This window comes from Bacillus sp. FSL H8-0545 (genome assembly GCF_038006105.1).
GTDB lineage: Bacteria > Bacillota > Bacilli > Bacillales > Bacillaceae_G > Bacillus_A > Bacillus_A cereus_U.
The window spans coordinates 4,223,287-4,242,234 of sequence record NZ_JBBOUO010000001.1; the positions used below are offsets into that span (position 1 = coordinate 4,223,287).

The following is an 18,948-nucleotide window of genomic DNA, read 5'->3' on the forward strand; positions in this document are numbered from 1 at the left end:
ATAAATAGCAGGATAATGCTGAACTCTAACTTTTGTATTGTACCACAATTCTCCTCTTAAGCAGTAGTTCACTCTATTTTTCTTTTAAGGGAAAACATGCTATTCTTTTAGGCAGGAAATGTAGAAAATGAGGTCGATATATTATGCATTATGATGTTATTGTCATCGGCGGCGGTCCTTCAGGGCTAATGGCTGCAATCGGTGCTGCTGAAGAAGGCGCAAGCGTCTTACTTCTTGATAAAGGAAATAAACTAGGACGTAAACTTGCGATTTCTGGTGGTGGTCGTTGTAACGTAACGAACCGTCTACCACTTGATGAAATCGTTAAACATATACCTGGAAATGGTCGCTTCTTATACAGTGCTTTTTCTATTTTCAGTAATGAAGATATTATTACATTCTTCGAAAATCTCGGTGTAAAACTGAAAGAAGAGGATCATGGCCGCATGTTCCCAGTATCAAATAAAGCGCAATCTGTTGTAGATGCACTGTTAACACGATTAAAAGACTTAGGTGTGAAAATACGTACGAATACGCCTGTTGAAACGATTGAATATGAAAACGGTCAAACGAAGGCTGTTATTCTGCAAACAGGTGAAGTGTTAGAAACGAATCACGTCGTTATCGCTGTTGGGGGAAAATCTGTTCCTCAAACTGGTTCTACTGGAGACGGATACGCTTGGGCTGAAAAAGCTGGGCATACAATTACAGAACTTTTCCCAACAGAAGTACCAATTCTTTCAAACGAACCGTTTATTCGTGACCGCACATTACAAGGTCTTGCTTTACGAGATGTAAACTTAAGTGTATTAAACCCGAAAGGAAAAGTTATCATTTCTCATAAAATGGACATGCTCTTCACTCACTTCGGCCTATCTGGTCCTGCTGCTCTTCGCTGTAGCCAATTCGTTGTGAAAGCGATGAAAAAGTTTAAAACGAACACAGTGCACATGAGTATCGATGCATTGCCAGAAGAAAATAGTGAGCAACTGTTCCAGCGCATGCTGAAACAAATGAAAGAAGATCCGAAAAAAGGAATTAAAAACGTTTTAAAAGGCTATGTTCCTGAACGTTACTTCCTATTCTTATTAGAAAAAAATGAAATTGACGGTAGCGAACAAGCTGGACAAGTTTCTCATGAGAAGATTCGCGCACTTGTGAAAGACTTTAAAGAATTTACCGTCCATGTAAATGGTACGCAGTCAATTGAAAAAGCATTCGTTACTGGCGGAGGGGTATCCGTTAAAGAAATTAACCCGAAAGAAATGGCTTCGAAATTCACGAATGGTTTATACTTCTGCGGAGAAGTTCTTGATATTCACGGTTATACTGGCGGCTATAACATTACATCTGCCCTTGTTACTGGTCGAATTGCCGGAACAACAGCAGGACAAAATGCGAAAATGCAATACTAAAAAAAGAAACAGGGACTCCTGTTTCTTTTTTTATAGGCGCATGAAATTATATCGGCGATACTTTAAATATATCGACCGTTTCTTCAAAAATATCCCTTCCTCCTAACTTCCCATTGCTTTTTTGTTGCTTTATATACCTTAGTACCTTTATATTTTATATTGTTGAATATTCGAAAAAGGGTAAGGGGAAAACAAATGAGAAAAAAAGTCATGATGTCTTTAATGCTAATGACGTTTCTTTCTGCGGTAGAAGGAACGATTGTTAGTACAGCGATCCCTCGTATAACGAGTGATTTGTCAGGTGTCGAACTTGTTAGTTGGGTATATGCAATCTATATGCTTGCAACAGCTGTTTCGACTCCAATATACGGAAAGCTAGCTGATTTATTCGGCCGTAAAAAAGTTCTGCTCATCGGAGCAACAATCTTCTTAATCGGTTCTGCACTTTGCGGAGTCGTTACATCAATGGAACAATTAATCTTCTTCCGTGCTCTTCAAGGTATAGGGGCTGGTGCTGTTATGCCGATCACAATGACGATTATTGGAGACCTATATAGCGAAGCTAAAGACCGCGCGAAAGCACAAGGCTGGATGAGTGCCGTTTGGGGTGTATCTGGTGTTATTGGGCCGTTAGTAGGTGGATTTTTAGTTGATTCTCTTTCTTGGCGCTATATTTTCTTCTTAAACGTTCCTTTTGGAATTATCGCTTGCTTAATGTTTGCCACTTCTTATAAGGAATCTGTTAAGTCCGCCGCTAAGCAACATATCGACTATCTTGGTGCGACAGTTTTCTCATTAAGTACAATCGCTCTGCTATACGCATTATTAACAGGTAGCAGTAAGCAAAACTGGGGAGACATTTCAATTATCGGCCTATTAATCTTTGCCGCTGTTTCATTCATTATTTTCTTATACATCGAGAAAAAATCTCCGGAACCATTAATTCCGCTAGCACTTTTCTCTAACCGTACATTATCTACAATAAACATACTAACACTTATTGCTGGCGCAATGATTATTAGTATTACAGTGTACCTTCCAATTTGGAGCCAAGGTGTTTTAGGAAAAAATGCGACAGAGGCTGGACTCATTTTAATGCCGATTCCTGTTATGTGGACATTCGGTGCGATGTTCTCCGGTAACTTAGTTGGCAAGTTACAAACGAAACAAATTATTTTACTTGGAGCTAGCATTTTATCCGTTGCTACTTTCTTATTATTTACATTATCAACAGATTCACCATCATTCCTTATTTATGTTGCAGTCGGATTATTCGGCTTAGGAATGGGGCTTGTTACACCAATTTACATGGTAACAATTCAAGCAGCTGTACCGGCTCATACGCGCGGAACGGCAGTTGGTTTAAACACATTTATTAATACATTTAGTCAAACACTAGGAGCTGCAATCTTCGGAACGATCTTCAATACGATGATTCATGCACGTGGCATTAAAAACCTTGATCTTGTTTCTTCTGGCGGACATGGAGGAGCTACAGCAAACGTAGCAACCGAGTCTCAAGAAGCATTAGCATCAAGTGTACACGTCATTTATATGAGCACTTTCGTATTAGCGGTATTCACATTAATTATCGCTTGGATCCTATTAAAGCCAGCTAAACAAACAAGTGAACAATAAAAAGAGGATGACCATTTTGGTCATCCTCTTTGCATAAAATCTACTCTTCATTCTCCACAATATGTTGCAGCATGGACAATTTATTATCCCAAAAACGTTCATAATACGAGAGCCACTGTTGTAATTCCTCTAATGGTTCTGGATGCAAACGGTATATCTTTTCTCTCCCGCTCTTTCTCCCACTCACTAAATTCGCTTCTGAAAGAATATGAAGATGCTTTACAACTGCAGTACGGCTCATCGGAAAATGATCCGTTATTTTTGAAATTGGTAACTCTTTATCACTTAATAACCGCAACACTTCTCGGCGGGTTGGATCAGCAATTGCTTGAAATACGTCATATTTCGCTGCTGACGAGGCCATTTAACCTTCGACAACCTTTTTCAGTTTTTCATTTACAATCGCTACCCAGCCACCATTCATTCTATCGCGAATAATAGAGCTCTTCGCATTTGCTTTCGGAAGAATTTCATCAGGATGTTTCCAGCCGCCGTGAATTAACGTGAATTCTGTTTTATCTCCTAAGTCTTTCAAAATGAATGAAACAATCCAACCATCTGTATCCCATGAGAAAGATAAATGATTTGGTTCATCAATCTCTAACACCTTACATGGTGATGGTCCAAAAGGTGATTGCACATGAAACTCATGTCCTACCTCTAATTCGAAATCATTTGGCATAAACCATGACGCAATTCCTTCTGCAGTTGATACTACATTCCATACTTTTTGAATAGGCGCGTCAAAAACGATTGTTTGTTTAATATCATTTAATGTATTTTGTTGTTCCATTTTATATCTCCTTTATTCGGCATCAAAATATAACACCTTTTGGTTTCACATTAACAATATAACACCTTTTGGTTTTATGTCAAGAAAGGCTCTTTTTCACTGTTGAGAAATTCTCAACATTTTTTCAACAGGACAAACACCCTCTCAGCATTCCTTCATAATATACTCACAAAGGCAATGAAAAATAGAAAATCCCCTCAATATGAAACTCTATCACTCCTATTGAGAGAAGCGCCTAACTTATCTCATCTGTACTTCGTCTCTCCTCCTTCCCTCGGGGACAATACGCGAGATATGTAAAGATCAGAAGGAGTATGCCCGCCATTTGGGTAGGTAGTTATTTCTCTTCTCCTCAACATTTCCTTAGGAGCGAAATGACTACCGACCCACTTTTTTTAACAAAAATAAAAAGGAGATGAAAGCTATGTTCTATTGCATTAACTGTTCTGAAATTCACCATGAAAAACATCCAAATGATAAAGTATTCAAAAATGGTTTTTATATTGATCCATTTTTAGGTGATCGTTATCACCTCGGTATGTGCACTGATGCTCAGGAGCATGAAACAGGAGAAGTTTTTTTAACGAAAAAGAAAATCGGCGCAACACAATCTATTATGAATATTTTACCGACACATGTTGTCCCAACATAAAGCATAAAAAAGAGCTGGCTCCCCAGCTCTTTTTTATGCTTTATAAACAATCATCGCTGAAAAACAATAAATTTGATTTTCATCATCGTTAATTGAAACACCAACTTGATACTTTATATCTACAAAATTTCCATCATCAATTTTTTTCAAAAATACATTTACAGATTCTTCTAAGTCTTTTTCATGACTTTCATCAAACACTTTCACACGAATCATGTTAACACCATCCTAGATCGCAGCCCTCCGCCGCTTGTTTATTGCCACGGTGCGTATCTATGATGCGATAAAACTTTCCATCTTCATATATATATCCGTCTTCTAACACATATTGTTTATCTTCAGTATAGACATAAAACTTACCTATCATAAACTTACTCGTATATAATTCCAAATAATCTTGCCTAAATTTAGCTACAACTTTATTTGTAATATCAATTCTAATTGTGCGCCCCACCTTCTCTCCCTCCCTTGCAAAGAACGGATTTAGGTATATTGTATTAGCGATTTTATATTTTATGCTTAAAAATAAGTGGATATGCCTTCTTTCTGCGCCTGTACTATTTTTCTAAAAAAATCCCCCCTATTTATTCAACGTTATAAGAGCAAAAAAACAAATAAAAAAACGACTTTTATATATTGACTACAGCATATCAGATGTGATATTATATAAAATTTGACATTTTTATCCTAGTATGTTATCATTAAAAGTGGTTACCACATATGGAGGTGGATGATTTGTTTCAAATTGGTGATAAAATCGTTTATCCAATGCACGGTGCAGGAATCATCGAAGCAATTGAAGAGAAAGAAATATTAGGCACTACGCGTCAATATTGTGTTATACGCATCATTAGTAAAGATATGCAAGTAATGCTTCCGATGAATCAACTACAAAAATCAGGTATACGTTATATCGTCGATAAAGGTACGTTAGATGGTATACTTCTTGAATTTCATCATGGGGAATCAGACCCATCACTCTCTTGGAAACAAAGATATACAATGAATATGGAAAAAATGAAGAACGGCAATCTTCAAGATAGTGCAGAAGTTGTTCGTGATTTACTTCGTCGCAATAAAGAAAGAGCATTAAATGCGAGCGAAAAACAAATGCTAGATAATGCGCGTAAAATGGTTATTAGTGAAGTTGCGCTCGTACAGAATGTTTCAGAACATCAAGCAACAGAATTTCTTCAAGATACAATCAATCATTAATTTTAAAAATAGCCAACCGCTATTTTTTTTGCGTAACAAAGACCAAAGAGATAAATCTCTTTGGCCTTTTTTCTATTGAAAAACTAGACAGTTTCTTTAATAGATACTTATAGTTGAATCTCTCTTCCGATTTCTCACGGCTATGCCCTATCAATATATTTTCACATTATCCACATCCATCGTTCATTCTCTCTACTAAAAATCATACAAATTCCTTTTTTAAGGCGCTACTCTAAATCATTTAAATGAGCTTTCATTTTCTCTTTCGCTCGTGCGCAAACCTTTTCTGCAGTCGCACCAGAAACATTTTTTTCTCGCTCTACTTTTTTTATTTTTATTTGATCCAAATAATCTTCTAAAGTGAGTGTAATACGATCGTTCGGCGGATTATGTGCCCCTTGAAATGTAAGAAATTGTATCGTAACTGCAAATTTAGGAATAAACTCATCTTTCTTCCCTATGCGCTTTATGTTTGTAACGGATTCACATTCATGTTGATCTTCTGTCACTTGCCTTATAACCGAGTAATATCGATTCAGTAACGCACTTTCTAAAAGCTGTTCCGTCGATTCTTTTGCCAAAGAATTGCTTGGAGAAAAGAAAAAAACAGAACATATCATTGAAATCATTACACATATCTTTTTCATAACTTCCTCCTTTTCCTATAAGATAGTGTTCTCCAAAATTCCATAAAAAAACGACTTTCCCTATTTAGGAAAGTCGTTTTTTATAGCGCAAATCCAATATTAACCACCACTCACTGGTGGTATTAGTGCAACTACATCACCAGATTGTATCGTATCATCTTCATTTGCATACTCTTCATTAATCGCAACCATAATTGGCGCTGACACTGCTACATTATATTCTTTCGCAACAATATCTTTTAACTCTGCAACCGTAATATTTTCTTTCTCTATTTGTAATTCACTCGTTCCTGCTTCTTCTTGCAAGTTCGCAAATAACAATACTCGAATCATATTTATAACTCCTTCCCAGGCTCTCCTGCTGGATATGGTGTTTTTTCTAATTGATCACCAATCCATGAGTCACCATCTTCCCAAAACTCCTTTTTCCAAATCGGAACAATTTGCTTAATACGCTCCATAATATATTCATTCGCTTCATAAGCCTCTTTGCGATGAGGCGTTGATACAGCAACAACAACCGCTATATCAGAAATTTGCAGCGTGCCGATGCGATGCGTAATCGCAACATGTGTACCGGGCCACTTCTCCTTCACTTCTAACCCAATTTTCTGTAGCATCTTTTCTGCCATCGTCTTATAAGCTACATACTCTAAGTATAGTGTACGACGCCCTTTCGTAAACTCCCTAACTGTTCCGATAAATGTTGTGACAGCACCACATTCACGGCGAACTACTTTCTTTGCCACCTCTTCAATCGAGATTTCTGTATCAATTACTTCATAATACGTATTTATCATTTTGCACCCCTAACCGTTTGTAAGAACCAGTCTATATACAATTTTTCTTCTGTTATATGAAATACTTTATATTCTTCTCGTACATTTGATGGAGCATCATACCACGTAATAACCGCCGCTATATTTTCTACTTTATGTAAAAGTTCAGCGTCTTCCGCAGAACGAAGTAACGCTACTTTCGGATAGTTCTCTTTTTTATAGCCTTCTATTAAAATCGTATCCACTTCAAAAAATTCGTACAAGCGGATAATTTCTTGCAAGGACCATTCATCTCGCAAAGAGGACAGAGATAGTAATCCAGCGCCTTCTACACTACTTACTACAGCACCAGCTTTTCGGTGTCTTTCACTATCTTTTTGTGCTACTTCAGGAAAGCCCCCGTGACCATGATGTTTAATTGTAGCAACCTTCATTTCTCTTTCAGCTAATGCATGTATCATTTTCTCTACAAGTGTTGTTTTCCCGCTATTTTGATACCCTACTATTTGTAAGATTGAAGAGGCTTTGCCCACGGCCAATCACTTCCCTCAGAGCATTCTAACAATAATACAGATACTTTCATTCCTGCTTCAAACCCTCTCGTCCCTCCAGGCAGCACAATAAAAGCATTTGCATCCGCAAGTGAAGAGACCGCACTCGATTTATCTAAACCAACTGGCGCCGCTTGTAGTGCCCCATTAACAATGCTCGCTTTCGCTCTTACAAAACGAGTAAACGGATTTGGTTTCGGAAAATCTTTTTGCAAAATAGCATCAGCTCTATATGCGTGAGGATCCTTCGCATGCAAATACGTTTTTATAATTGGATGCACTAATAATTCGAAACCTACATAACAAGCTGACGGATTACCTGATAAACCGAAGAGTAGCTTTCCATCAACTTCAGCTACTGTCGTTACACTCCCCGGCCTCATCGCTATTTTATTAAAGAGTACATTCGCCTGTAACCTTTCATAAATAGCTGGTAAATAGTCGTAATCCCCTACTGAAACACCGCCCGTTGTAATTAAAATATCAACCTCATCCATCGCTGATTTAACGGCTGTAAAACATGTGTCTAACTCATCGGCAAGTTGTCCATAGTAACGAACTTTTCCGCCAGCTTTCATAATTTGAGCGGCAATCATATAAGAGTTACTATTTCTAATTTTCCCTGGCTCTAACGCCTCATGCACTTCTAATAATTCGCTGCCTGTCGTTACAATACCGACAACCGGCTGTTTTACAACTTTCACAGTGCTATATCCAAACGTCGCTAATAATGCGGCAACACCCGGATTAATTACAACACCTTTCTTAACAAGGACTTGATTTTGTTTTATATCTTCTCCTTTAAATGACACATTGTCACCGTTTTGGAAAGGACGTTTTAACTTCATATATGTACTTTCGTTCCTCTCGAATCCTTCCGTCAGTTCTAGCATTACGACTGCATTGCAATCTTCTGGAATAGCTGCTCCTGTCATAATACGAACCGCCTGAAAAGCCCCTACTTCTTCTGTAAAAACAGATCCTGCTCCGATTTCTCCTATTACTTCAAATTCAACCGGCTGCTCTTGACTCGCTTCCTTCGTATCTTCTGCTCGAATTGCGAAACCATCGTAAGGAGAACGATCAAAGTGAGGAACGTCGTGATCTGAGACAACATCCTCTCCAAGAATCCTCCCGTAACTTTCTGTAATAGAAACTTCTTCTACTTCACCATGCTTAGCGTATTTCATAACCCGCTCTACTGCCTCAGCAACTTGAATCGGGATTCGTTTTTCTACCATTGTTTCTCACCTCATATTTGCAAAATATCTAATCTCGATTACACTTTATATATTAAATCGCAATTACTTCAAGGAGGAATTCCATGTCTTCATTCACACATTTCAACGACCAAGGACGCGCTAAAATGGTTGATATAAGTGATAAAAAAATAACCGTTCGAACAGCAATAGCATGCTCTAGCATTCTCGTTACGAAAGAGATTTTTGATAAAATCTCTCACAATGAAATTGGTAAAGGTGACGTATTAGCCGTCGCACAAATCGCAGGTATTATGGCTGCAAAACGTACTTCTGATATTATCCCAATGTGCCATCCTTTATTATTAAAAGGTGTTGACGTCTCTTTCGATTGGAAACAGTCAGAAGAACAATATCGACTACTTATTGAAGTAAAAGTTAAAACAGAAGGTAGTACCGGCGTTGAGATGGAAGCTTTAACAGCCGCTTCCGCTACCGCTCTTACTGTATATGACATGTGTAAAGCCGTTGATAAGGGTATGATTATTGGCGAAACGTACTTACTTGAAAAAACGGGCGGAAAAAATGGAGATTATATTAGAAATTCTTAATCCTACCTTTTCCATTTGAACCTAAAGGATCTCCCTTTAGGTTCAACCTATATATCTTGTATATAGTCGTTTCGCAACATTCATATCATTCGTACCATGAATAAACGCCCTGCCATCTGTAAATAAAACAAAACGATATTCTTCCACTGGAAATGATAATAAATATGGCGTTGCTTTTACATCCACACTTTTTTGTAAGCGCTTTTTAATTTCTTCTAAATTAAAACCCTGACGCACACCTGGACGGATTTGAACTGTATTTCGCCCACATAATACTTCTGTTTTCGTTTGTGCTTCAAATGTTAAACTCGGATATGTACGTAGCTTTCCACAAGATAAACATGTATCCTTTTTCTGCCTATTCACTTTAAATGCCATCTGTTGATTATTCCAAAGATCAAATGATAGCATCGTTTCACGAAGTGCCTCAAAATCTTCTACTAATATTTTCAAGGCTTCCGTTATTTGATGTGCAACTACTAATTGCACTGCTGGCTGTATAATACCGGCCGTATCACATGTCGCTCCGCTCGCTGGATGTTCCATTAAACATCGAAAACACGGCGTTTTTCCTGGCAAGATGGTATAAGTTACTCCGTAACTTCCAACACATCCTCCGTATATCCACGGAACGTTATACATCTGAGATATATCATTAATAAGCAGGCGCGTTTCAAAATTATCTGTCGCATCTAATATTAAATCTACCCCTTTAATTAACTCTTCCATTTCTTGCACCGTTACATCAGTCACAACCGGTACAATTTCTACTTCGGAATTAATAGCTTTTAAATGTTCTGCTGCCGCTATCGCTTTCGGCTTATAATGCTTTGCATCTTCTTCTGTATATAATTGTTGCCTTTGTAAATTACTCCATTCTACATAATCACGATCAGCAATTGTTATTTTTCCAACACCTGCTCTAACAATTGCTTCTGCATTCGCTGCTCCAAGCGCACCAGCACCGATGACGAGCACATGCTTCCTTCTTATTTTCCGTTGTCCTTTTTCCCCAACACCTGAAAATAACATTTGTCTTGAATATCGCTCTTGCATACGACATCCCCCTTTCTTATCCTCCTATATAAGACATTTCAATTTTCGGACGATTTTTCGCACTTTCTTCTGTCCGTTCATCTGAATATCGATCTTTTCTATTCTCCCATACATATTGTATAGCTTTTAATAACTCATTATCTGAAAGGTTTTCCCTCAGAAGTTTCCTTAAATCCATTCCTTCTGTCGCAAACAAGCAAGTATAAAATTTTCCATCTGCTGAAATTCTTGCTCTCGTACAAGAAGAACAAAATGACTCAGAAACAGAGGTAATAAAACCAACCTCTACATTCGTTCCAACGTATCGATACCGCTTCGCAACCTCCCCAAAATAATGATCTTCAGCTGGCTCAATTGGATACACCCCATGAATCATATCAATTAATTCTCGTTTCGTAATAACTTGATCAAAATTCCATCCATTCGTACTACCAACATCCATAAACTCAATAAATCTAAGTGAAATTCCTTGTTCTTTAAAATACGCAGCAACCGGAAGTACTTGATGATCGTTCATTCCTTTTTTCACGACCATATTTACTTTCACTTCAAGGCCTGCTTCTTTCGCTGCCATAATTCCTTTTAACACTGGCTTCGTATTCATATTCCGGCCATTAATTGCGCGGAACACATTATCATCTATCGCATCCAAACTAACATTTACTCGGTGTAACCCAGCTTCTTTTAACGCCTTCGCTTGCTTCGTTAAATGAATCGCATTTGTCGTTAATCCTAGATCTACTAAACCGTCAATTTTCACGAGACGTTCGATAAGTTTTGTTAAGTCCTTACGGAGCAATGGCTCACCGCCAGTAAGTCTAATTTTCCGTACACCGATGCTAACAAATACTTTTGCTAATCGCTCGATTTCATCAAATGTCAGTAAAAACTCATCTTTCAAAAAAGCATAATCAGGACCAAACACTTCCGCTGGCATACAATACGTACACCGTAAATTACAACGATCAATGACAGAGATGCGCAAATCTTGAAGTGGGCGTTCGAAAAAATCTTTAACCTTCTCCTGCATCGCCACTCTCCCTTTCTGCCAAATTTATCCCTCTCTTCATTCTATTATAATATATTTTTGAAACGTGATGTTTTTGCTCAAACAAATAAAAAACCTTGAAACGTAAAAGTTCCAAGGTTTTTCGCTGATTAACTTAATCTAATAATAGTCAGAGTAGCCCCTGGCGTTGTCGTAGATAATGTAACCCCAAGCAATCCAGATAAGTGCAAGCTAACAGCGGCTCCAGCAGGCAAGTTAGTAATAATTGTCGCATTTAATGAACTCACGCCAACTAAAGGAGCATTTATCATTCCAGCGAGCGGGTTTCCATTTATAGTGTTTCCAATACTTCTTTTAAATAAAAACTCCCCTAATTTCTTAGGGGAGTCCAGCTGTTGAATCCATATTATCTGTATTAGGGACACTTTGTACTATATTTGATACATTTGCACCTTGCCCCGTATTTGCTCCTGTTAGATTACTAGCAGGAGTACCTCGTGTATAGGTTGTCGTCACCGAATCTCCCGGTTGTAAACAAAGCTTCGTCTCCGTCCCTATTACTGTAACAACATCAATCCAAGTGCAACCCGTTGAACCACTATACGATTTCGATGCAGTAAACGATGTATCACTCAAATTATCACCGGTAAATATATTCCCAGTATTATTAACAATAATAAACTCTTTAATACGTGCAGGCATACTTACACTCTACCTTTCCTTTATGCACCTAATGTACGTGTACTCGTCGCTAATGGCGGAAGAAACACTGATGTTCTAATCACAGCTTCTGGCTGTCGTTTCCCATTTAAAAAAACAGCCGCACTCGATCCTCCAGCACCAGCATATATTTTTGCCACAGCTAAAGGTGAGATATCATAACAGTCACCGACATTAACAGCTCCTGTATTATTTATAATTTTTACTTTACGCATGTTAATCCCCATTTACCTACCCCCCTTTTATACACTGTATGCAAAAGAAAAAAACTTGAAACAGACTCGTTTCAAGTTTTTAACAATTAACTATTTCGTTTCACCTTCATATTGAAGCATACCGCCAACCATATTCACTGTTTTAAATCCTTGCTCATTTAAATAATGGCATACATTTTCACTACGCATTCCTGAACGGCAAATAAAGATATATTCATTCTCTTTCTCAAAGAAATCTACTTTATTTGGAATATCGCCCATTTTAATATGTACAGCTTCCGGAATTTTCCCTGCCGCTACTTCTTCATCTTCCCTTACATCTACTAAAAATAATGTTTCTCCATTTTCTAAACGCTCTTGCACTTCTTCTGTAGTAATTGTTTTTACTTCTGTCATATGTAGTTCCTCCTTATATACAATAAAACCTTCAGTTTCTTCTTTAAACAATCATTTCTCATCAATTTTAGCACGCGAAGGAAGGAACGCAAAGAATGGAACATGTATTTCTCAATTTTCCCGCAAAACTTATTCTTTACAAACATAACTAGCGCATTGTATCCTCAATATACTTGTTTGATGAAAGGAGCCAGTTAAAATGACACTTTTTCTTTTCATTATGGGCATCATTTTTTTAATTGTTGCAGTTATTGCTCTTAGTATGAAAAATAATAAAAAGATAAAATCCCCTCAAGAAATGTCATTCTTATTTCTATTACTTAGTATAGCTTTCTTCGGTTTATCAATCGCTTCATATATTTTCCGTCTGCAAATCATGTAAAAAAAGGTGCCTACTATAAATCATGCACCTTTCCACATTAATTATTTCCTACACAAAACTAGATACTTTCCGGTTTAAAAACTCATAAACTTTCTTTTCAAATAAATGAACATCTAACGCTCCTGCCATATGCCCATTTATACTTTCTATCTCATATACTTCTGCATACTTCCCTTGCTTTTGCAAAATGTCTACCATTTTATAATTGTAACGAGGCGGCTGAAGTAAATCTTGTTTGCATGGAATCATGAGTACATTCGCTTCAATCTTAGAAAGAGCCTCTTCTAAGGAAGAAAATCCATGTGCAATATCATGTAATAAGACCGCTTTTGTAGTGTACATCCATGAATTTGCATCTACTAAATCTATACTTTTACATGTCACTTTATTTATTTCTTTCTCAAATGATGTTAATGCAGAAAATTGCTGATAAGGTGCCATTTCTATACTGTTCCGCGGGAATGCCGTTTCATAAAAATGTTCATCAAATGCGTTCATAAACATCATTTTATTCGCCAAATGAAGCCCCTTCGTTGGTTGTTCCTCTCCGTACTTTCCACCTTTCCAATTTGGATCAAGCTGAATTGCTTCGATCGCATTTTGCGCTACATTTCCCGACGTTATAATTGGGTTTTGCGGATTCGTAATAACTCCAATCATTCGTTCTACCATATGAGGATAGTGGACAGCCCATTGCTGCGCAATCATCCCACCTGCCGACGGTCCCATTACAGCATGCAATCTAGCAATCCCCATATCTTTTATTAACTCATATTGCATACGTGCTACATCTAAAAATGTGAAAACTGGAAAATCCATCGCATACTCAAAACCAGTCATCGGATTTATCGATTTTGGTCCCGTTGTAATCACGTAGGGGTTCTTCACCTGTACATTACAAAGGTTATCAGTACATATAACGAAATATTTATTTGTATCAATTGCTTTCCCAGGTCCAATTAATCCATCCCACCAACCAGCTTCCTCATCATGCTCTGTATACTTTCCTGCCGCATGACTTGTTGCACTAAAATAGTGACAAACCAAAATCGCATTTGATTTTTCTCTATTTAAAGCACCATACGTCTCATACCCCATTTGAACAGGAATCTCCCTACCATTTTCAAACACAAACTCTTTTAAAACAAACTTCTCCTTTTTTACAATTTGCACAGACTCGCCTTCTTCCCGTCATATTATGAACTGCTTACTAAAGGATTTTTTCTATGCAAACCAATCTCCTCCTTCTTTTCATAAATAAATGAATAATATACAAAATTAGCCACAAAATAGCACTATATTACACAATCAAAGAGGGCATACATATGATTTGGAATTGGTTACGTAAGAAAAAAAACTCAAATACAGCAGAAGCAAAAGAGACAAACGACTCGGAACAACAGTATAACGATCAAGAGAACAATAACAAAAAGAAAACTAGAAGCATGAAACATAACCAAGATAAGAATAGCCAGCAAAAAAATGGAGAACAAACTGAGGATTCTTCACAAGACAAACAGCAGCAATCTACACAAGAGGATTCTTCTCAAAGCAAACAACAACAGTCTACACAAGAAGATTCTTCTCAAAACAAACAGCAACAGTCTACACAAGAGGATTCTTCTCAAAACAAGCAGCAACAGGCTTCACAAGAGGATTCTTCTCAAAACAAGCAGCAACAGGCTTCACAAGAGGATTCTTCTCAAAACAAGCAGCAACAGGCTTCACAAGAGGATTCTTCTCAAGACAAACAGCAGCAATCTACACAAGAAGATTCTTCTCAAAACAAACAGCAACCGGCTGCACAAAAGAATCCTTCTCAAGACAAACAGCAACCGACTGCACAAAAGAATCCTTCTCAAGACAAACAGCAACCAGCTGCACAAAAGAATCCTTCTCAAGACAAACAGCAACCGGCTGCACAAAAGAATCCTTCTCAAAGCGCTGGAAGTAACAGCATTTATGACTTTAGCAAACCAGAAAAGGACCATATTCATTCTCTACAAGACTTAATAGCAAAACTAAAAATGTCTAGTGACTTTGTTAATTATCATACATCTGATGATGAAACGATGCCTTATTGGATTTCTTACTACCGTCCTTCACTTGATGGAGAAAAGCTTCAAAAGTATTTAATGCCTACACTTTTAGAACGCTCTTGTTCTTCTCTTGAGGAGCTAAAAGAACATATGCCAATGAGCGGTATTACAATTACGAACGACTTACAAAAAATTGAGGACATGGTTTTAAAAGGACATGCAATTATTCAATTGAACCAGCAAGATCAAAAGTGTATGCTTGCAAACATTGCAATTGATACTTACCGGGCACCAAGCCCTCCATTAAATGAATCAACAGTTATCGGTCCACAAGAAGGTTTTGTAGAAGCTATTGATACAAATATTAATTTAGTCCGTAAACGCCTTCCAGTATTAGAACTGCAAACAAAAGAAATGATAATTGGCTCCTTTTCGAAAACAAAGGTTGTAATAATGTATTTAGACAACCTTGCAGAAAAGGATAATGTGGATTTTCTCGAAGAATCATTGCGAGCTCTTGAATACGATCAAATTAATGATAGTGCTTATCTTCAAGAGTTAATGGGCGAAAAATCAATTTTTCCATTATATATCAATACAGAACGAACTGATAGAGTGACAAAGGCACTTATTGATGGCAAAATTGCAATTTTTGTTGACGGTTCACCAAACGTTCTACTAACTCCTGTATCATATTTCGATTTCTTTATTTCACCAGAAGACTATAACGTCTCTTGGCTGTACGCTACATTTTCAAGGATTTTACGACTTATCGCGGTTCTTTTCTCAATTTGTGCAGCCCCATTATATGTTGCCGTTTTAAGTTATCATTACGAACTCATTCCAAGCGATTTGCTTGAAACATTGATTTTATCAAGAGCACAAGTACCATTCCCACCTTTAATCGAAGCACTCTTTTTGGAATTAGTTATTGATTTATTAAGAGAAGCTGGGGCTAGGTTACCGATGAAAGTAGGACAAACACTCGGTATTGTAGGTGGTATCGTAATTGGACAAGCATCTGTTCAAGCTGGGTTAACGAGTAACATTTTATTAATTATCGTTGCCTTATCAGCGTTAGCTTCCTTTATTACACCCATTTATAAAATGGGTAACGCCGTTCGTTTACTACGTTTCCCATTTCTCGCATTTGCAGAAATAGGTGGTCTATTTGGTATTTCTCTTGGATTTATCTTTTTATTTACCCATCTTTTTAGACTAACTTCTTTACGTAAGCCGTACGCACTGTTTTATCCAACACGCCAACAATCAGCAAAGGACTCTTGGATTCGTTTTCCATTAACGATGATTGATACGAGGGATGTACAAGCTAGACCACAGCATGTTAAGAAATCAGCAAACGGAATTTCAACAAAACATACATCTGATTTTGATGATTAAGAAATGAGGTGCATCGATGAGTAAAATTAAAGCAGAACACCAAATATCACCTATCTTCGTCTTCTTCTTAATTCACGGTGCACAATTTGGTGCTGGTGTTCTCGGATTTGCCCGCATTATTGCGAAAGCAGCTGGATACGATGGCTGGATAGGTGTCCTTCTCACAGGAATCATCATTCATATTCTCCTATGGATGATGTATTCCTCACTAAAAGGTATAGATGGCAATTTAATTGATTTGCATAAACAAACATTCGGAAAGTGGCTTGGGAATGGGATTAACATTATCTTTATGGTGTATTTTTTAATGGTCAGTATTTCTGTCGTTCGAACATATGTAGAAATTATTCAAGTATGGATGTTTCCTTCTGCTTCGATTTGGATGCTAACAACTTTTCTATGCTTAGTCGGTTATTATATTATCTCATCTGGTTTTCGTGTTATTACTGGTATCTGTGTCATTTCTATCGGCGGGACACTCGGATATCTTTTCATTAGCCTTTTTATCTTAAAATACACTCACTGGTCTAATTTACTCCCTGTATTTTCACATTCATTTTCAGACATTTTAAAAGCATCTCAATTATCAATCTATACTATGAGCGGATTTGAAATTTTTCTTATGATTTATCCATTTGTAAAAGAGTCTAAGAAATCTCATAAATTTGCACAATACGGTGCGCTATTCTCTAATCTTTTATATTTATTTAGCACCCTCTTAGCTTTTACATTCTTTAGCGAAAAACAATTATCCAAAACAATTTGGGCCCAGCTCTCTATGACTCAGGTTATCCAACTTCCTTTCATAGAAAGGCTAGAGTACATTGCAATCTCAGCTTATGCTCTCGTTATTGTTACGAGCTTCATTCTTCCTTTATGGGCAGCGACAAGAGGAACACACGAAATATTTCGTGTAAAACAAAGAGGTGTTTTAATTACTTTTTTGCTCATTACCCTCATTGTTTCACAACTTTTAACAAACAGACATGATATTAATGACTTTATTAGCAATGCGTCAAGAATTAGTTTTTGGCTTATTTACATATACATCCCAATTCTATTTATTATTGTGTGGGTGAAAAGAAAATGGAAAAAATCAAAAGAAAATTAATGCTTCTTTCTTGTATCAGCATCCTTAGTCTAACTGGTTGCTTACAAAAAAATATTATCGATGATGTCAATCTCATTCAAGGGGCTGTTTTTGATACAGCAAAAGATAATAAAGTAAAAGTCACATTCGTTTGTCCTATACAGAAAAAAGGTAATAAAGTTCAAGTCTTTGAAGGAGTAGGAAACGCAGTAAAACAAGTAAAAGCGGATATATCTTTAGAATCCTCTCAGCCGTTTGCAAGTGGACAAATGCGTTTTGCTTTATTTACTACAAAAATCGCCAAAAAAGGGTTGTCAACTTCCTTTGACACGTTAATTCGTGATGTGAATATCGGGAACTCTATTTATGTCGGTTTATTAGAGGGAACAGGACTAGACTTACTAAAAGGTAAATATACAACATCATCTAACGTTGCAATTTATATAAAGAAAATGTTAGACCATAATATGAAAACGGGTCCTTTACCTACTGACAATCTACATTTAGGAGCCTATCGATATTATCGTGAAGGTCAAGATTCTTATTTACCAATACTCAAAAAAGATAAAGATAAAATAAGAATTACTGGTATCGGACTTTTAAAAAGAGATAAATATGTTGGGAAAATTAACTATCACGATATGTTCGCCTTTAAAGGTTTATTGGAAAAACATCGCTTAGATTCACATGAATTTAAAGCAAACTCAGGATACACAATCATTAATAATATTCGATCCGTCCCAACTTACCAAGTAAGTATTAAAGATGGTAAACCATCATTTTTCATACACGTTAAACTAGAAGCACGCATTCAAGAACTATCTAAACAGTTCAACTTAGAAAATAAAAAGAACACAAAAAAAATAGAAAAGTCAGTTGAAAAACAATTAGATGCAACAGCTAACAAATTAATTAAACAGTTTAAATCTTTAAATGTGGATCCACTCGGTCTCGGCGCAAGGTATAAAGAACATTACCGTCCATTCAAATTAGAAGAGTGGCGAAGAATGTATAAAGATGTTCCTATTAAGGTGAAATACACTGTCAATATTACAAATTCTGGCGTAATTGAATAAGTTAATGATTGAACTCCCCTCTCTGGCATGGTACAACGGAGAGGGGAGTTTTTATTTTTAAATA

At 36.9% G+C, this 18,948-nt stretch carries 24 protein-coding genes and 1 pseudogene; 9 read left to right on the forward strand and 16 right to left on the reverse strand.

Annotated elements, in window-relative coordinates; translation table 11 throughout:
- Positions 1–143 precede the first annotated feature (143 nt).
- Together MHI07_RS22130 and MHI07_RS22135 are read left to right on the forward strand one after the other, a co-directional pair.
- On the forward strand, positions 144–1,415 hold the full coding sequence (locus tag MHI07_RS22130; protein ID WP_002112345.1) for a BaiN/RdsA family NAD(P)/FAD-dependent oxidoreductase: 1,272 nt from the start codon (positions 144–146) through the stop codon (positions 1,413–1,415).
- 195 nt (positions 1,416–1,610) lie between these two features.
- On the forward strand, positions 1,611–3,053 hold the full coding sequence (locus MHI07_RS22135; RefSeq protein ID WP_002160184.1) for an MDR family MFS transporter: 1,443 nt from the start codon (positions 1,611–1,613) through the stop codon (positions 3,051–3,053).
- A gap of 40 nt (positions 3,054–3,093) precedes the next feature.
- On the opposite strand, the gene MHI07_RS22140 is transcribed toward MHI07_RS22135, so the two are convergent.
- Entirely contained in the window at positions 3,094–3,417 is a 324-nt protein-coding gene (locus tag MHI07_RS22140) for an ArsR/SmtB family transcription factor (RefSeq protein WP_340826324.1), read from the reverse strand.
- Positions 3,418–3,846, reverse strand: a complete 429-nt coding sequence (locus MHI07_RS22145; protein WP_002160182.1) for an SRPBCC family protein — start codon at positions 3,844–3,846, stop codon at positions 3,418–3,420.
- Positions 3,847–4,270: 424 nt separating this feature from the next.
- Between MHI07_RS22145 and MHI07_RS22150 the strand changes: the two genes are divergently transcribed.
- Complete coding sequence (locus MHI07_RS22150) at positions 4,271–4,498, forward strand: DUF3973 domain-containing protein (protein WP_002160181.1); 228 nt, start codon at positions 4,271–4,273, stop codon at positions 4,496–4,498.
- A gap of 33 nt (positions 4,499–4,531) precedes the next feature.
- On the opposite strand, the gene MHI07_RS22155 is transcribed toward MHI07_RS22150, so the two are convergent.
- Together MHI07_RS22155 and MHI07_RS22160 are read right to left on the reverse strand one after the other, a co-directional pair.
- Positions 4,532–4,714 carry a sporulation protein Cse60 gene (locus MHI07_RS22155; protein WP_002160180.1) on the reverse strand — a complete coding sequence of 61 codons (183 nt, stop codon included), beginning with the start codon at positions 4,712–4,714 and terminating at the stop codon, positions 4,532–4,534.
- Between the two features lies 1 nt (position 4,715).
- Positions 4,716–4,952, reverse strand: a complete 237-nt coding sequence (locus MHI07_RS22160; RefSeq protein ID WP_002089059.1) for a DUF2553 family protein — start codon at positions 4,950–4,952, stop codon at positions 4,716–4,718.
- 266 nt (positions 4,953–5,218) lie between these two features.
- Here MHI07_RS22160 and MHI07_RS22165 point away from each other — a divergent pair, with 266 nt between their 5' ends.
- Complete coding sequence (locus MHI07_RS22165) at positions 5,219–5,713, forward strand: CarD family transcriptional regulator (RefSeq protein WP_087947353.1); 495 nt, start codon at positions 5,219–5,221, stop codon at positions 5,711–5,713.
- 227 nt (positions 5,714–5,940) lie between these two features.
- Here the strand turns inward: MHI07_RS22165 and MHI07_RS22170 are convergent, their stop codons facing one another.
- From MHI07_RS22170 to MHI07_RS22190, 5 genes are all read right to left on the reverse strand, one after another.
- On the reverse strand, positions 5,941–6,360 hold the full coding sequence (locus tag MHI07_RS22170) for a DUF3888 domain-containing protein (protein WP_002112355.1): 420 nt from the start codon (positions 6,358–6,360) through the stop codon (positions 5,941–5,943).
- A gap of 99 nt (positions 6,361–6,459) precedes the next feature.
- On the reverse strand, positions 6,460–6,693 hold the full coding sequence (gene moaD / locus MHI07_RS22175; RefSeq protein ID WP_016106388.1) for a molybdopterin converting factor subunit 1: 234 nt from the start codon (positions 6,691–6,693) through the stop codon (positions 6,460–6,462).
- Positions 6,694–6,695: 2 nt separating this feature from the next.
- Positions 6,696–7,160, reverse strand: a complete 465-nt coding sequence (gene moaE, locus MHI07_RS22180; RefSeq protein ID WP_215554459.1) for a molybdopterin synthase catalytic subunit MoaE — start codon at positions 7,158–7,160, stop codon at positions 6,696–6,698.
- The gene (gene mobB, locus MHI07_RS22185) at positions 7,157–7,678 is read right to left on the reverse strand and encodes a molybdopterin-guanine dinucleotide biosynthesis protein B (RefSeq protein ID WP_340826336.1); all 522 of its coding nucleotides are present in this window, start codon (positions 7,676–7,678) and stop codon (positions 7,157–7,159) included. The genes moaE and mobB overlap by 4 nt, the downstream gene beginning before the upstream one ends.
- The gene (locus MHI07_RS22190; protein WP_016106390.1) at positions 7,642–8,931 is read right to left on the reverse strand and encodes a molybdopterin molybdotransferase MoeA; all 1,290 of its coding nucleotides are present in this window, start codon (positions 8,929–8,931) and stop codon (positions 7,642–7,644) included. The genes mobB and MHI07_RS22190 overlap by 37 nt, the downstream gene beginning before the upstream one ends.
- An 83-nt stretch (positions 8,932–9,014) precedes the next feature.
- On the opposite strand from MHI07_RS22190, the gene moaC reads away from it, so the two are divergent.
- The gene (moaC, locus tag MHI07_RS22195; protein ID WP_002112363.1) at positions 9,015–9,500 is read left to right on the forward strand and encodes a cyclic pyranopterin monophosphate synthase MoaC; all 486 of its coding nucleotides are present in this window, start codon (positions 9,015–9,017) and stop codon (positions 9,498–9,500) included.
- Positions 9,501–9,542: 42 nt separating this feature from the next.
- On the opposite strand, the gene MHI07_RS22200 is transcribed toward moaC, so the two are convergent.
- From MHI07_RS22200 to MHI07_RS22225, 6 genes and pseudogenes are all read right to left on the reverse strand, one after another.
- Positions 9,543–10,556 carry a molybdopterin-synthase adenylyltransferase MoeB gene (locus MHI07_RS22200; protein ID WP_002160176.1) on the reverse strand — a complete coding sequence of 338 codons (1,014 nt, stop codon included), beginning with the start codon at positions 10,554–10,556 and terminating at the stop codon, positions 9,543–9,545.
- Positions 10,557–10,572: 16 nt separating this feature from the next.
- A complete protein-coding gene (moaA, locus tag MHI07_RS22205) occupies positions 10,573–11,586 on the reverse strand; it encodes a GTP 3',8-cyclase MoaA (protein ID WP_078180087.1) in 1,014 nt (337 codons plus the stop codon).
- Between the two features lie 128 nt (positions 11,587–11,714).
- A pseudogene (locus MHI07_RS22210) lies at positions 11,715–11,903 on the reverse strand (BclA C-terminal domain-containing protein); the annotation flags it as partial.
- Positions 11,904–11,943: 40 nt separating this feature from the next.
- The gene (locus MHI07_RS22215) at positions 11,944–12,267 is read right to left on the reverse strand and encodes a hypothetical protein (RefSeq protein WP_070145186.1); all 324 of its coding nucleotides are present in this window, start codon (positions 12,265–12,267) and stop codon (positions 11,944–11,946) included.
- A gap of 20 nt (positions 12,268–12,287) precedes the next feature.
- The gene (locus tag MHI07_RS22220; protein WP_000512595.1) at positions 12,288–12,512 is read right to left on the reverse strand and encodes a spore germination protein; all 225 of its coding nucleotides are present in this window, start codon (positions 12,510–12,512) and stop codon (positions 12,288–12,290) included.
- A 78-nt stretch (positions 12,513–12,590) separates the two neighbouring features.
- Complete coding sequence (locus tag MHI07_RS22225; RefSeq protein ID WP_000141214.1) at positions 12,591–12,896, reverse strand: rhodanese-like domain-containing protein; 306 nt, start codon at positions 12,894–12,896, stop codon at positions 12,591–12,593.
- A 199-nt stretch (positions 12,897–13,095) separates the two neighbouring features.
- On the opposite strand from MHI07_RS22225, the gene MHI07_RS22230 reads away from it, so the two are divergent.
- Positions 13,096–13,278, forward strand: a complete 183-nt coding sequence (locus MHI07_RS22230; RefSeq protein WP_002160171.1) for a hypothetical protein — start codon at positions 13,096–13,098, stop codon at positions 13,276–13,278.
- A gap of 48 nt (positions 13,279–13,326) precedes the next feature.
- On the opposite strand, the gene MHI07_RS22235 is transcribed toward MHI07_RS22230, so the two are convergent.
- Positions 13,327–14,451 carry an alpha/beta fold hydrolase gene (locus tag MHI07_RS22235; protein ID WP_078180088.1) on the reverse strand — a complete coding sequence of 375 codons (1,125 nt, stop codon included), beginning with the start codon at positions 14,449–14,451 and terminating at the stop codon, positions 13,327–13,329.
- A gap of 152 nt (positions 14,452–14,603) precedes the next feature.
- On the opposite strand from MHI07_RS22235, the gene MHI07_RS22240 reads away from it, so the two are divergent.
- From MHI07_RS22240 to MHI07_RS22250, 3 genes are read left to right on the forward strand one after another with little or no spacing between them, the layout of a single operon-like run.
- Entirely contained in the window at positions 14,604–16,718 is a 2,115-nt protein-coding gene (locus tag MHI07_RS22240; RefSeq protein WP_078180089.1) for a spore germination protein, read from the forward strand.
- 16 nt (positions 16,719–16,734) lie between these two features.
- Positions 16,735–17,829 (forward strand): spore germination protein, encoded by a 1,095-nt coding sequence (locus MHI07_RS22245; RefSeq protein ID WP_078180090.1) that lies wholly within the window; start codon positions 16,735–16,737, stop codon positions 17,827–17,829.
- Positions 17,805–18,884 carry a Ger(x)C family spore germination protein gene (locus MHI07_RS22250; RefSeq protein ID WP_078180091.1) on the forward strand — a complete coding sequence of 360 codons (1,080 nt, stop codon included), beginning with the start codon at positions 17,805–17,807 and terminating at the stop codon, positions 18,882–18,884. The genes MHI07_RS22245 and MHI07_RS22250 overlap by 25 nt, the downstream gene beginning before the upstream one ends.
- Positions 18,885–18,948: the final 64 nt, after the last annotated feature.

Coding starts and splice junctions, on each gene's coding strand:
- MHI07_RS22130 (WP_002112345.1), top strand. CDS start 144: ATGCATTATGATGTTATTGTCATCGGCGGCGGTCCTTCAGGGCTAATG.
- MHI07_RS22135 (WP_002160184.1), top strand. CDS start 1,611: ATGAGAAAAAAAGTCATGATGTCTTTAATGCTAATGACGTTTCTTTCT.
- MHI07_RS22140 (WP_340826324.1), bottom strand. CDS start 3,417: ATGGCCTCGTCAGCAGCGAAATATGACGTATTTCAAGCAATTGCTGAT.
- MHI07_RS22145 (WP_002160182.1), bottom strand. CDS start 3,846: ATGGAACAACAAAATACATTAAATGATATTAAACAAACAATCGTTTTT.
- MHI07_RS22150 (WP_002160181.1), top strand. CDS start 4,271: ATGTTCTATTGCATTAACTGTTCTGAAATTCACCATGAAAAACATCCA.
- MHI07_RS22155 (WP_002160180.1), bottom strand. CDS start 4,714: ATGATTCGTGTGAAAGTGTTTGATGAAAGTCATGAAAAAGACTTAGAA.
- MHI07_RS22165 (WP_087947353.1), top strand. CDS start 5,219: ATGGAGGTGGATGATTTGTTTCAAATTGGTGATAAAATCGTTTATCCA.
- MHI07_RS22170 (WP_002112355.1), bottom strand. CDS start 6,360: ATGAAAAAGATATGTGTAATGATTTCAATGATATGTTCTGTTTTTTTC.
- moaD (WP_016106388.1), bottom strand. CDS start 6,693: ATGATTCGAGTATTGTTATTTGCGAACTTGCAAGAAGAAGCAGGAACG.
- moaE (WP_215554459.1), bottom strand. CDS start 7,160: ATGATAAATACGTATTATGAAGTAATTGATACAGAAATCTCGATTGAA.
- MHI07_RS22190 (WP_016106390.1), bottom strand. CDS start 8,931: ATGGTAGAAAAACGAATCCCGATTCAAGTTGCTGAGGCAGTAGAGCGG.
- moaC (WP_002112363.1), top strand. CDS start 9,015: ATGTCTTCATTCACACATTTCAACGACCAAGGACGCGCTAAAATGGTT.
- MHI07_RS22200 (WP_002160176.1), bottom strand. CDS start 10,556: ATGCAAGAGCGATATTCAAGACAAATGTTATTTTCAGGTGTTGGGGAA.
- moaA (WP_078180087.1), bottom strand. CDS start 11,586: ATGCAGGAGAAGGTTAAAGATTTTTTCGAACGCCCACTTCAAGATTTG.
- MHI07_RS22215 (WP_070145186.1), bottom strand. CDS start 12,267: ATGCCTGCACGTATTAAAGAGTTTATTATTGTTAATAATACTGGGAAT.
- MHI07_RS22220 (WP_000512595.1), bottom strand. CDS start 12,512: ATGGGGATTAACATGCGTAAAGTAAAAATTATAAATAATACAGGAGCT.
- MHI07_RS22225 (WP_000141214.1), bottom strand. CDS start 12,896: ATGACAGAAGTAAAAACAATTACTACAGAAGAAGTGCAAGAGCGTTTA.
- MHI07_RS22230 (WP_002160171.1), top strand. CDS start 13,096: ATGACACTTTTTCTTTTCATTATGGGCATCATTTTTTTAATTGTTGCA.
- MHI07_RS22240 (WP_078180089.1), top strand. CDS start 14,604: ATGATTTGGAATTGGTTACGTAAGAAAAAAAACTCAAATACAGCAGAA.
- MHI07_RS22245 (WP_078180090.1), top strand. CDS start 16,735: ATGAGTAAAATTAAAGCAGAACACCAAATATCACCTATCTTCGTCTTC.
- MHI07_RS22250 (WP_078180091.1), top strand. CDS start 17,805: ATGGAAAAAATCAAAAGAAAATTAATGCTTCTTTCTTGTATCAGCATC.